The organism is Methyloligella sp. GL2, assembly GCF_013341275.1.
Classification (GTDB): Bacteria; Pseudomonadota; Alphaproteobacteria; order Rhizobiales; family Methyloligellaceae; genus Methyloligella.
On the sequence record NZ_CP054476.1, the window covers coordinates 2,996,261 to 3,009,438 of the forward strand.

10 protein-coding genes are annotated in these 13,178 nt (G+C 62.6%); 7 read left to right on the forward strand and 3 right to left on the reverse strand.

What is annotated here, in order from left to right:
* The first annotated feature begins 14 nt into the window (after positions 1–14).
* The gene (locus HT051_RS13905; RefSeq protein ID WP_174542590.1) at positions 15–1,703 is read left to right on the forward strand and encodes an alpha/beta-hydrolase family protein; all 1,689 of its coding nucleotides are present in this window, start codon (positions 15–17) and stop codon (positions 1,701–1,703) included.
* 20 nt (positions 1,704–1,723) lie between these two features.
* Here HT051_RS13905 and HT051_RS13910 read toward each other — a convergent pair whose 3' ends face one another.
* From HT051_RS13910 to HT051_RS13920, 3 genes are all read right to left on the reverse strand, one after another.
* Positions 1,724–2,503, reverse strand: a complete 780-nt coding sequence (locus HT051_RS13910) for an alpha/beta fold hydrolase (RefSeq protein ID WP_174542591.1) — start codon at positions 2,501–2,503, stop codon at positions 1,724–1,726.
* A gap of 197 nt (positions 2,504–2,700) precedes the next feature.
* Complete coding sequence (locus tag HT051_RS13915; RefSeq protein WP_174542592.1) at positions 2,701–3,798, reverse strand: glycosyltransferase family 2 protein; 1,098 nt, start codon at positions 3,796–3,798, stop codon at positions 2,701–2,703.
* Between the two features lie 203 nt (positions 3,799–4,001).
* Positions 4,002–5,561: a glycosyltransferase family 39 protein gene (locus HT051_RS13920; protein ID WP_174542593.1), complete on the reverse strand. Its 1,560-nt coding sequence runs from the start codon at positions 5,559–5,561 to the stop codon at positions 4,002–4,004.
* Between the two features lie 485 nt (positions 5,562–6,046).
* Here HT051_RS13920 and HT051_RS13925 point away from each other — a divergent pair, with 485 nt between their 5' ends.
* From HT051_RS13925 to HT051_RS13950, 6 genes are all read left to right on the forward strand, one after another.
* Positions 6,047–6,274, forward strand: coding sequence for a hypothetical protein (locus tag HT051_RS13925; protein ID WP_174542594.1), 228 nt, complete (start codon positions 6,047–6,049; stop codon positions 6,272–6,274).
* A 145-nt stretch (positions 6,275–6,419) separates the two neighbouring features.
* Positions 6,420–6,671, forward strand: a complete 252-nt coding sequence (locus HT051_RS13930) for a hypothetical protein (protein WP_174542595.1) — start codon at positions 6,420–6,422, stop codon at positions 6,669–6,671.
* Between the two features lie 224 nt (positions 6,672–6,895).
* Positions 6,896–8,350, forward strand: coding sequence for a DUF1254 domain-containing protein (locus HT051_RS13935; RefSeq protein WP_174542596.1), 1,455 nt, complete (start codon positions 6,896–6,898; stop codon positions 8,348–8,350).
* 19 nt (positions 8,351–8,369) lie between these two features.
* Positions 8,370–10,781 carry a sulfatase-like hydrolase/transferase gene (locus tag HT051_RS13940; RefSeq protein WP_174542597.1) on the forward strand — a complete coding sequence of 804 codons (2,412 nt, stop codon included), beginning with the start codon at positions 8,370–8,372 and terminating at the stop codon, positions 10,779–10,781.
* Between the two features lie 129 nt (positions 10,782–10,910).
* Positions 10,911–11,900: an HTH domain-containing protein gene (locus HT051_RS13945; protein ID WP_174542598.1), complete on the forward strand. Its 990-nt coding sequence runs from the start codon at positions 10,911–10,913 to the stop codon at positions 11,898–11,900.
* Between the two features lie 299 nt (positions 11,901–12,199).
* On the forward strand, positions 12,200–12,967 hold the full coding sequence (locus HT051_RS13950; RefSeq protein ID WP_174542599.1) for a hypothetical protein: 768 nt from the start codon (positions 12,200–12,202) through the stop codon (positions 12,965–12,967).
* Positions 12,968–13,178 lie beyond the last annotated feature (211 nt).

Genomic DNA, 13,178 nt, shown 5'->3' on the forward strand with positions numbered 1-13,178 from the left:
GCAAGATTTCGCCCATGACCGACAAAAAGCGCCCGCGGGCCAAATCGCAGACGCCGCCTTGGTGGCTTCCGTCCTTCACCGGGCTGTTTCTCGGTTTTCTGTTCTTCGTCCTGACCTTCACGCCGTCGCTGATCCCGCGCCCGCCGCTGTTCCAGGGGCTGCTTGGCGGGCTTGCCTTCTTCATCGGCTATGCCATCGGCCATGGCACGGTGCTGCTATGGCGCTATCTGGAGCTGCCGGAGGTGCCGGCCCCCTGGCGGCGGGGCGTGAATATCGTGCTGGGTCTGGCCTGCGTGATCGCAGCCGCGCTCTATATCCCGCGCGCCACCGCCTGGCAGGACAATGTCCGGGCGCTGCTGAACATGCCGCCGGCCGAGCCCGCCAGCGTAGTGCAGATGATCGTCATCGCGGTGCTCGTGGCGGTGCTCTTGATGCTCTTGCTGCGCGGCTTGGTCGCCGGCTTCAGCGCCGCCTCGGCGCTGGTTTATCGCTGGGTGCCGCGCCGGATCGCAGGGCTGCTCGGCGCGGTGATCTTCGCGGTGCTGCTGGTGACCTTGGTGAACGGCACGCTGATCAGCGCCACCATCACCGCCATCGACAAGGCGCAAGCGCTGACCGATATCGCCAGCCCGCCGGGCGCCGTTATCCCAACCGAGAAGACGCGCTCGGGCGGGCCCGGCTCGAAGATCGCCTGGCAGGATCTCGGCCGCGCCGGGAAGCGCTTCGTCACCGAGGGGCCGCGGAAAGAGGAGATCGAGGCCTTCACCGGGCGCCCAGCACTGGAGCCGATCCGGGTCTATGCGGGCCTGCGAGCGGCGGATTCGCCGGAAGAGCAGGCCGGGCTGGCGCTCGCCGATCTGATCGAAATGGGCGCGTTCGGCCGGTCGATCCTGGTGATCGCGACGCCGACCGGCACCGGCTGGATCGACAATAACGGCATCGCGCCGCTGGAGGTGATGCATGACGGCGACGTGGCCACGGTGGCGGTGCAGTATTCCTATTTGCAGAGCCCGCTCTCGCTGATCCTGGAGCCCGGCCGTTCGCAGGATTCGGCGGCCGAGGTGTTCCGCGTGATCTACCGCTATTGGCAGGATCTGCCCGAGGACAGCCGGCCGAAGCTCTATCTGTTCGGCCTTAGCCTGGGGTCACTCGGGTCGGAATCCTCGCCGCCGATGTATGCCTGGCTCGGCGATTCCTTCGACGGCGCGGTGTGGACGGGCCCGCCCTTCCGCAACCGCATCTGGCGCGGCATCCAGCGCGACCGGGAGGACGGCTCGCCCGCCTGGCGCCCGGTGTTCGAGGACGGGGCGAATTTCCGCGTCATCGGCCATGGCGACAGCGCCGAGGAGGCCGCCGCCGATTGGGGCCGGGTGCGGATCGTCTATATCGCCTATCCGAGCGATGCGATCGCCTTCTTCGAGGAGAGCATGCTCTACCAGCAGCCGCAATGGATGAGCCCGCCGCGCGGCACGGATGTCTCGCCGCTGCTGCAATGGTTCCCCATCGTCACCGCACTACAGGTCGGGATCGACATGATCTTCGCAGCCGAGGTGCCGCCAGGCCACGGGCACGACTATGCGGCGGCGGATTATATCGAGGCGTGGAAAGCGGTCAGCGCGCCGGAGGATTGGACCGAGGAGGATGCGACGCGGCTGGCGACCGAGCTGCAGAAGCGCGCGGAGAAGAACAGCAGCTCCTGGTAAGGTCGTGGGCCGCCCCGCCTTCACTCCGCGTCTTCGCTCGTCCCTTCGGTCAGGCGGCGGGCCAGCTCGCCATAGGTCAGATCGGGGTCGAACCGCCCGGTCTGCAGAAAGATCATCGTCTCGGCGATGACCAGCGGATTGTTCATCATCAAGGTATGGGTGGCGGGCAGCACGATGTGATCGGCCATGCCGTCGATCTTGGTGCTTTCGACCGAGACCGCGCCGTCATCCTCGCCCGGGATCATGGCGGAGAAGACCGGGTTCACCGACATGTTTCCGGCGATCACGCCGAGGTCGAAATCGACCGGTCCGAACCGCGCCGGCCCCTTTTCCTTGTCGGTGCCGAGCTGCTGGCCTGCGGGGCCGGTGATGAACTGATAAAGCGCCAGGTCGCCGATGGCATCCACCACCTCGGAGCCGTGGTTCGGCGGCGCCAGCATGACGACGCGTCCGAGATTTTCCGGTGTCTTCAGCCCGAGCCAGCCGCGAATGAGAATGCCGCCGAGGGAATGGGTGACGAAATTGACTTTTTGATCGCCGCATTCGGCGACCGCCTCGTCGAGATAGGTGACGAGCTCCTCGACGGTGGCGCTGCGCGAGGGGTAATCGACATTGACCACCTGGTAGCCCGCAGCGGAGAGCAGCTTCTCCATCACGAAGAACGAGCTCTCGCCGCGGCCGAGACCGTGCACCAGCACGACGCATTGATCCTCGACCTGCGGGATGCGGTCGGCAAGGCTTTGCGCCGAGGCCGAGCCGGGCACCAGCAAGGCTGCACAGAGAAGCAATATCGGGCGCATGACGTGACCTTCCGGGACTAGCCCTCTCCTCCGGGCCGCAAGGGAATCCCGCAGCGTCCGGCGTTCGTATACCGGCCCTTCATATAGGAGCTGTCGCCGATTGTGCAGGGGCGGCAATGCGGCTGATCACCTGCCGTATCGCACCGCCAGCCGGCGGTGAAGCCAGGGGCTACGTTCTGTAGCGGCGATCCTGCCGGCTATTCGCGCCAGGTGACCACCGAGGTCGCCGCATAGTTCCAGATCGAGCCGACAAGCGCGCCGGCAAGCCCGGCGAGCAGCCACATCGTGTCCCATTGGTAGATGAGCGTCGCCAAGCCGACATTGGCCACCACGCCGACGCCGCAGATCATGGCGAAGGACGCAAAGCCGGTCAGCAAGCGCCAGCCGTGACGGCGGCGGTCGCGATAGGTCAGCGCGTTGTTGAGCAGATAGTTCGACAGCATGGCGAGCATGGTGGCGCTGAACTGAGCGAGCGCAAATTGCATTCCGGCCGACAGCAGACCCCAGAGCGCCACGATGTTGATGGCGACGCCGCTGCCGCCGACAAGGCCGAACATGATGAAGCGGACCGGCAGCCGGTCGTCGGTCAGCTTGGCCAGAAGCAGGCCGAGATATTCCAGGCTGACCACGAGATCGAGCTTGCTCTCGCCGGCCAGACGCGGCGCAAACTGATACTCGCATTCGCGAATGCGCAAATCGCGGGGCGCAGAGGCGACGATATCGAGAAGGATCTTGAAGCCCTGATTGGAGAGCCGCGGCGCCACCTGCTCGACGACGCCCCGGCGGATCATGAAGAAGCCGCTCATCGGATCGCTCAGCTCGACATGCAGCAATCGCCTAGCCAGCGAATTGGCCAGATCGCTGAAGCGCTGCCGGTCGGGCGACAGGGCCGCATCCGCCTCGCCCGTGCTCTCCCCGGCTTGACGGGTGGCGACGACGAGGTCGGCGTCTTCGCCCTTCAGCATCTGGAGCATGCGGGGCAGCACGGCCGGGTCGTGTTGCAGATCGCCATCCATGACGGCGACGAGCGGCGCGGAGCTGGACAGCATGCCTTCGATCACGGCGCCCGCCAGGCCGCGGCGCTTAATCCGCCGGATGCCCCGAATACGGGGATCGCGCCGGGCGATTTCTCGCACCGCGGCGATAGTGCCGTCCTGAGAATCGTCGTCGACGAAAATGACTTCCCAACGGATGCCCTGCAAAGCGCGCGTCAATCGAGCGACAATGGGTTCGATATTGCCGCGTTCGTTCCGCGTCGGAATGATGATGGAAAGTTCGGCCGGGAGCGGTTCCATCGACGGTGCCGGAGCGTATATGTCGTTTGCCGGAGCGTGACCGGGGCGCGGGGCGACCGGTCGCCTTTGCGCGGCGTCCAGTCCGGCCCCTCCCAGGCGCATCGACGCTTGCTTCGAAGAACTCCGCATGACTCACATCCCCCGACGCCACGCTGCTACTTCGTTACAATTCGTCAGGAGCAACAAAGATTGCCGGCTTTGGTTCAGAATCGGCCGTCTGCGGACACACCGCTGAAGCCGCGCCCGAGATAGACCGACAGATCAAGCACGGGCATTCCTCCCTGCTTAATGGGGATATGCGACAGTTCTGTAATGCTCTGGAAGGACGGCCCATAAAAACGCTCGACTTTCGAGAGGGGCAAATTTTGTCCGATAATCAATGCGTCCTGGCCGCGATGGGCCTCCGGCCGGGTGAGAATGCCGTAAGCGTGCGGGTTGCGCGCCAGGCAGAGCACCGGAAGCTGGCCGTGCAGCGCATAGTCGATCTTGCCGGCATCCTGCCAACCGGTCGCCGCAACGAACAGGTTCGGCCGGGTCAGAAAGCCGCGCGCCTCAAGCTCGGTTTGCAGATCGCTCCAATCGAGCGCGGCGCGGAGCGGATATTGCGGCCCCGCCGCCTTCGACGGCGCCAGCCAAGCCCAGGGAAGCTGGGCCAGCGCGATGGTGCCGGCGAGCAGGACCGCAATGGAGATCGCGGTTACGGCAAGCCAGCGCCGCATCCGGCTGCGCCCTACCTCAAGCGCATTGGCGACCCAGCGGCCGAGCAGCGGAAACAGCATCAGATAGCCGGGCGCTGCCCAATGGGGCAGCGTGCGGGTGCCGATGCCGGCGACCAATGTGAACGCTATGATCGGCCCGATGGCCAAGCAGGCCAACATCCATTGCCGGTCTTGCCTGGGACCGCCGAGGCAGGCCCGCACGAGGCACAGGAGCAGCGGCAGCCAAAGCCAGGGAAGCAGGTACAGGGCTTGGCCGCCGAGGGCAAGGAGCGGGCCCCATGGCGTGAATTCGCGCGGATCTGCGCGGTCGGCCTGAAATGCGAAGGCGGCCCAGCCATGCTGCACATTCCAGATAATCGCCGGCAGACAGACCACCACTGCCAGCGCGGCCCCCAAATAGGGCCATGGGCTCGCCAGCCAATGACGATGGCGGGAACTGGTGAGCAGGAAAAGCCCGATGCCGGCGAAGAGAAAGACGCCGTGCAGCTTCGCCATCATGGCGAGGCCGCCGCAGAGGCCTGCGGCCAGCCACCAAAGCGGGGCTTGCCGCCCGGGAACGAACAGCGCCACGGCGGCGCAATAGGCGCCGGCCAGCAGAGCGGCGTTGAGCGGACCGTCGGGCAACACCCAAGTGCCGCTGGTCCAAGCGACGACCGGCGCGCAATTGAGCGTCACCACGGCCCAAAGACCCGCCCGCTCTCCGAAGAGCAGCCGCGTCAGGATAAACATCAGCCACGTGGTCAGCGCGAAGAGCGCAATGAACGGCACGCGCAGCGCCAGAGCGGTTTCCCCGCCGAACAGATGCGCCCCGGCCCAGGCAAGCCACCAGGCGAGCGGGGGATGATCGTAATAGCCAAGCTGCAAATGGCGCGCGGTCGCGGCGGTGTAGCTCTCATCGACGCCAAGGCCGAGGCTTGCGGCAAAGATAACGCGGATAACCGCCGTGACGGCGATAATCGCCAACACGGCTTGCGCCGGCGAGAGCCTTGCCGCCATGCCATGGGCTGAATGGCCCGACCCGGCGTGGTCCGTCTTTTCAGGCATCGGCGATTGACTCAAAAACACGGCCTCGCTGGCGGCGCCTAGACGGACAAGACCATGGACCGGCACACCACATATTGCTCGCCCGTCTTTCTGCAATGAAAGATGGGCCGGAGGCGAGGACAAAACCATCGAATTTGGAAACAAAGGGATTTTCCAATTTCAGCGTCGCTCGCCGATGCTGGGAGCATAGAGCGATGGAGCTTCCCTCGGGCATCCATCGTGGCGACCGTTCTCTGCGGACTGTCCTCCGTAGAACACGGGGCCAACCCCGCCTTGAGTAGAATTATTTAGCCTATGGAACCGCCAGACCGAATGGCGAGTTTCGAGGAAGACGGCGAGCGAGCCGGCCGAATCCAACGGTCGCAGTCAAAGGCGATCGACGCAGGATCGGTGTCGGCAGAGCAGCCGCAAGACTTTGGGAAGGCTGGCTGAGCAGGCGATCGGATAGGCAGGAAGGTGACACTTTTTGTCTACGGAGAAGATCCATGAACCGCCTCTATGCCTATCTCATCCTCATCCTGGTCGCCGGCTTCGCAGGTCCGGCCTTGGCCGTCGATCTGTCCAACGTGAAATCCCAAGCTGCCTGTGAGGCTGCCAGTGGTGTCTGGGACCGCGAAGCTGACGGCTGCGTGGCGAAAGAGTCCCAGAGAGCTTGCGAGCTTCGCGGCGGCATGTGGGAGGACGGCTCCAGCACGTGCTCGGTTCCCGAATAAGCGCTTTGCGATATCCGCGCCGCTGGCGGCGTCTCCACTCAGTCTCCGCCGCGCGGCCAACCCTCCGGAGCGGCTGAACGCTCCGAAGGTTTTGCCCCATCCCCGGGGCCAAGATGCAAGGAGCAAGATGCAAGGAGGAAGTGCCATGAAGATGCGTAAGACGTTCCGCATTCTAACGCTCAGTCTGATGCTGCCGCTGACCGTGTTGGCGGTCACATCGGCGAGTGCCGAGGACGATGATCAGAAGAGCGACAGCAGCGCCGTCAAGGGCGCAGCGAAAGGTGCCGCGGCCGGCGCCATCCTGCCCGGCGTGAGCGCCAAGACCGGCGCTGCCGTGGGCGGTGTGACCGGCGCCATCAAGAAAAATGAGGACGAAAAAGGAGGCGAGGCCGAATAAGGCAGCGCCCTAGTCCGCCGGGCCGCGAAGGTTCGTGCCGACCGCATGCAACCTCTTCGCGAGCGTGATCGTGCATTAGGTCAACGGGCGCGGCCCTCCGCTGCACCCCAAAAAGGTTCTGGAGCAAAGCTCCTGGAAACGTCCCGTTTTACGCCCTCACGGAGGGGAATCGGGGTGACCCTTTTCCCCTCTTTTCGGCTTGTCCGATGGGGAGGAGGCTTATCATGCGACAGGTTCTGGCAGCGATTGCGCTTACCCTCGGGCTTGCGCTTGCCGGCGCCGAGGAAGCGAACACCGAAGAAACGATCGACACCCGTATCGGTCCGCTCACGTTCGAGAGCGGGTACCCTTCCCAGGAGTCGGTCCAGAAGCTCTACGACGAGTTGGACTTCCAACGGGCGGCCCAGGCTTACATCTGGGGCATCCCCGCGGTCGGTCTCAATCAATGGCGCCGCGCCCACTATAACGTCTTCGATGGCAAGAGCGGTGAGATGTTGAACTATTTCGACTTCGCCGAGAAGCTCGGCATCCTGACGCCGAACTACACCACGCCGTACATCATCACCTTCATCGACCTCGAGGAAACCGGGCCATTCGTCATCGAGGTCCCCGCCGGACAGATCGCGGGCATGGTTCTCGACAACTGGCAGCGTGTGCTTGCCGATCTTGGTGTGGTTGGCCCCGACATGGGCAAGGGCGGCAAGTACCTGATCGTGCCGCCCGGATACGGCCCGGTCGAAGCCGACGGCTATTTCGTCGTGGAATCGCCCAGTCGCGATGTGTTCGCCGGATTCCGGCTCCTGGGGGACGACAAGGAAAAGGCGATCGCGGAGTTAGTGCCGCAGATCAAGACTTACAGCTGGACGCCCGAAGGCACGGGAGAGCCAATGCCCGCACGCGCCGCCGGCGACAAGACGTGGAGCCAAATGCCGCCCCACGGGATGGCCTATTGGGACGGCCTGAACGAGGTTATCCAGCGTGAACCGGTCGAGGAGCGTGACCGATTCATCTTGGCGCAGCTCAAATTCCTCGGCATCGAGAAGGGCAAGCCATTCGAACCTGACGAACGCCAGAAAAAGATTCTCGAAGACGGCGTCATCGTCGGCGAAGCCATGGCCAAGGCCAACACGACCGACAAGCGCGTCGAGCCCCCCTTCTGGGACGGCACCAATTGGAAGCACGCCCTGGTCGTCTCGACAGACCAGAAGGCCAATACCTACGATCAGCTCGATGAGCGGGCCGCCTGGTTCTACGAGGCCGTTGCCATCTCGAAGGCCATGCTGACTGAGACGCCGGGCGTCGGTCAGCGCTACATCGCCTCGTACAAAGACGGGGACGGCAAGTGGCTCTCGGGAGAGAACACCTACAAGCTGCACGTTCCGCCGGACCCGCCCGCCGCAGGGTTCTGGTCGGTCACGGCCTATGACGAGGGCACGCGGCAGATGCAGGTCACCGAACAGGGGCGCCCTGACATTTCTTCGCGCAAGGAGGACATCGTCAGGAACGACGACGGGTCGATCGATGTCTATTTCGGGCCCGAGGCGCCGGAAGGGCATGAAGCAAACTGGGTTCAGACCAACGCCGACAAAGGCTGGTTCGCCTATTTCCGCTTCTATGGCCCGACCGAGCCGTTCTTCGACAAGTCGTGGGCGTTACCTGACATCGAGAAGGTCGAGTGAGTACTTGAGGAGCAATCCGATGAAAAACTCTCGCGTATTCCTTGTCACGGCAGCTCTGCTGTTTTTTTCGATTTCGTCAGTCGCGGCGCAGGACATCGACCGGTCGGTGCTGCCGATGCCGGATCCGCCCTTCAAGGGCACGATCGGGCTGACGCCGGCGGATTCGGTAAAGGATTTTCCGAAGCCGGTCGAGGCGCCAGAAGGCGCACCGAACATCCTGATCATCCTGACCGACGATGTCGGCTTCGGCGCCAGCAGCACGTTCGGCGGACCGATCCCGACGCCGACCATGGACCGCATCGCCAATGCCGGTCTCCGGTTCAACGCCTTCCACACCACGGCGCTGTGCTCGCCGACGCGCGCCGCTCTGCTGACGGGGCGCAACCATCACAGCGCTGCCACTGGCGTGATCATGGAGGCCGGGGTCGGCTATCCCGGCTACAACACGCTTGAGCCGCAATCGAAGCGGGGCTTGGGCGATATCCTGAAGCTGAACGGCTACAACACGGCATGGTTCGGCAAGAACCATAACGTGCCCGACTGGCAGACCAGCCAGTCCGGTCCGTTCAGCCTGTGGCCCGTGGGGCTGGGCTTTGAATATTTCTACGGCTTCGTCGGCGGCGACACCAATCAATGGGCTCCGGCGCTGGTGGAGAATACGCGGCCCATCGAGCCGCCCCATGACGACCCCAGCTACAATTTCGATGAGGACATGGCGAACAAGGCCATCGCCTGGATCCGCATGCAGCATGCCGTGGCGCCGAGGAAACCGTTCTTCGCCTATTACGCGCCCGGCACGGCGCACGCGCCGCATCATGCCCCGAAAGAGTGGATCGAGAAGTTCAAGGGCAAGTTCGATCAGGGCTGGGACAAGCAGCGCGAGATGACGCTGGCCAAGCAGAAGGCGATGGGCATCGTCCCGCCGGACACCCAACTGACCGAACGCTCCGAAGGGATCGCCGCCTGGGACTCCCTCGACGATGATCAGAAGAAGCTGTTCACCCATATGATGGAGGTTTACGCCGCGGCGCTGGCTCACGCCGATTACCAGATGGGCCGCATCGTCGACACCATCGCGGAGCTCGGCGAGCTCGACAACACGCTGATCATCTATATCCAGGGCGATAACGGCGCCTCCGCCGAGGGCAGCGCGCAAGGGCTGCTCAACGAGATGACCTTCTTCAACAATCTGAAGGAGCCGTTCGACGAGGTGCTGGCCCGCATGGACCAGCTCGGCGGGCCGATGACCTTCAACCACTATCCGATCGGCTGGGCGCATGCGATGGACACGCCGTTCCAGTGGACCAAGCAGGTCGCCTCGCATTTCGGCGGCACGCGGAACGGTATGGCGGTCTCCTGGCCCGCCAAGATCAAGGCCCGCGGCGAGATCCGCCCGCAATTTGCCCATGTCATCGACATCATGCCGACGGTGCTGGAGGCGACCGGCATTCCGGCGCCGTTCTCGGTCTACGGCATCCAGCAAGAGCCGATCGAAGGGGTGAGCATGATGTACGCCTTCGACGACCCAGAAGCGCCCTCGCAGCACAAGACGCAGTATTTCGAGATGTTCGCCAACCGCGCGCTCTATCATGACGGCTGGGTGGCCGCGACCACGCCGGTGGCGCCGCCTTGGGCCAGCGTGGTCGAATATGTCGATCCGATCGATGGCTATAACTGGGAGCTCTACAACGTCGCGGAGGATTTCAGCCAAGCCAACGATCTGGCCGAGAAGAATCCCGAAAAACTACGCGAGCTGCAGCGGCTGTTCTATATCGAGGCGGTCAAATACGACGTGCTGCCCCTCGACAACACCAAGGTGGAGCGGCTCGACGTGACCAACCGGCCGAGCAATATCCGCGGTCTCTCCGAGTTCACCTATTACGACGGCATGACGCGCATTCCGGAAGGCAGCGCGCCCAATCTGAAGAACAAGTCGTTCGGCATCAGCGCCATCGTCGACATTCCGCAAGACGGTGCCGAAGGGCTGATCATGACCCAGGGCGGACGCTTCTGCGGCCTCGGGCTCTACCTGCGCGACGGCAAGCCGGTGTTCCACTACAACCTCGCCGGCGTGGAGCGCTACGAAGTGGCGGGCGATGAGAAAGTGCCGCCCGGGCGGCACGTCATCACGGTGGACTTCAACTATGACGGCGGCGGCCCCGGCAAGGGCGGCGAAGCCACCCTTTCGGTGGACGGCGAGAAGGCCGCCAGCGGCCGCTTGGACCAGACCATCCCCTATCGCATGTCGCTCGACGAGACACTGGATATCGGCGAGGACACCGGCACGCCGGTTAGCGAGGACTACAAGGTGCCGTTCAAGTTCACCGGCGATATCGAGAAGGTGACCATTAACATCACCGAAGAGAAGCTGACCCCGGCGGAGCTGGAGGCCTACCGGAAGGGCCGGGTCAGAAGCGCCATCGCGCAGTGATCGCGTACGCCAGTAGCGAGGCGCTGGAACGCTATCCTGCGCTTCGAGGTGTCCTAGCTGATGGAAAGAATGGTGCCGGGCGCACTACTTTGAGGTGCGAGAAGACTGGTCGCATGAGATAGTTCAGCCGTGTTTATCGGACTTGAAGTCTACACTCACGTGGCGGATGGGGGGAAAAAGGAGATGGAGAAGCTTACCTTTCTAAAGTTGGCGAAACGAGTGCTTTCGGAAGAGAACCGGCCTCTCTCACCCTCCGAGATTTGGAAGGTGGCAACCGCAAAAGGCTACGACTCTCAACTCCAAAGCCAGGGCAAAACCCCTGGCCAAACGCTCTATTCCGCTGTCTTTCTTGACCAACGAGACAATCCCCTTTCGGAATTCGTAAAAGTAGGAACGCGCCCCGCACGGTACTTTTTGAAAGAGTTGGCGACAAAGCAAAGAGCCAATGAGCTTGAAAGGGTGGCATCATCTGACCCAAAGGTCCCTGAAAAATACCATTACAAAGAGAGCAGCCTGCATCCATTTCTCAGTTACTTCGTCGACCAACAATTCAATGCATACGCAAAAACTATCCGGCACAACACGTCTTCTCGCAAAGAATTTGGCGAATGGGTTCACCCCGATGTAATTGCGATCCACTATCCGCTTAGAGACTGGTGTTTAGACGTCGTTGAACTGAGCGCCGCCATGGGCGCGATGGCGGTTAAGTTCTACTCGTTTGAGATCAAGAAGCGCCTGTCATTCGGCAATCTTCGAGAAGCCTTCTTTCAGGCGGTGTCAAATTCATCTTGGAGCAACGAGGGTTATTTGGCAGCTGCCGACATCTCGACTGACGACGATTTTCAGTCTGAACTCAGAAGGTTGTCGGCCTCCTTCGGGATAGGCGTAGTTCAGCTAGATGTGGAAGATCCGAACGCTTCCCAAGTCCTCTTTCCAGCTCGTGAACGAGATACGCTGGATTGGGATACGCTGGACAAGCTGGGCATGAACCAAGATGTTCGCGGGCTTCTAAAACGCGTGAAGAACGATCTGAAGACGACAGAAATTCGAAAAGAAGATTGGGACAGAATCCTTTCGCCCGACGAGCTCATTGCAACCATAGCTCCGACTTGCCGGTAACAAGGCTATTCTGAAGTACTCTCCGCAGGGTACTACTCGAAGGCACCAGCGGAACGGAATTGGATCGCCGAATGACATCGCTTCATCCCGACGGAAATGTCCGACAGGAGCGAATGCCAGCAGGAGAGAAGTGGTGCCCAGGGGCGGATTCGAACCACCGACACGCGGATTTTCAGTCCAAACGATTTCAAGTCGGGTCAACGGCTTAGCTGTAAAACCCGCCGAAACCCACTTTCCAAATATCAACGACTTAGCGCAGCTCTGCAAAACGCGCAGCGCCCCAAAATGCAGGCTGCGTAATGACACGATCTGCCGCGAAAACGAAGCTTCCGCGCGAGTTCAAAACGCGTGCTTACTATGCTCTTGCGACGCGGGCCGACTTGTCGTCCTCGGCCAAATCGATCGGCGTAATTGTGGTCGATCATTACAATCGCGAGACCGGCCAATGCGACCCGAGCATCGGTCGGCTTATGCAGTGTTCCGGATTCAGCCGGACCGCCGTCCTAACCGCAATCAAAGAGCTGGAGGGCGGTCGCCGCGATAAAAGCCGCAAGTGGCAGCAAACGGGCGAACGCCTGATCGAGCGCGTCCGGCATGGCGGCAAGTCGCATCGCAATGCCTACCGCGTGAACTGGTCCGCACTCGGGTGCGCGAGCGCCGCGGCTCAAGGGTGTGCAACTGCACACCGTAAGGGTGCGCAACCGCACACCGTTAAGGGTGTGCAACCGCACACCCAAACCTTTGAAGTAACCTCTGAAGAGAAACCTTTGAAGACGGGCTCGCCAGGAGGAGCGCCGGGATCGGCCCAAGCCCAAACGCACTTCATGCTGCCCATCAAAGGCGGGGGCATGAGGGAGATTACATCCAGCCAACAGGTCTGTCGTGACAAGGCGGCAGAGCGATGGGAATCGGATCTGCGAACCTGCCTAACCCCTTGCGCCTATGCCGATGCTGTGGAGCGGATTACCCCGCAGATGGAGCAGGCAGCGACGGAAGCAGAGCTCGATCATCCGGGGAGTGGGGCGCGGCTGTTGATGCTGCAGCTACGGGAGCGCGCCTGTGCCTAACATCCTCCCTAAGCTTTCCCCTATCTCTCAATCAACCTTGCGCGCGCTCATTGCGACCTGGCTGCAAGACACCGAGGCGGGACGGGATGCGGCCGCCGCCGGCGGCAGCGTCGATAGCGTTCTAGAGCTGATGGGAGCAGGCCTAGCGCGCGCCTCGTTTGACGAGATTCGCGGCGGGCGCATTGTTGGCTTTCGGATCGAGGCGACAGAG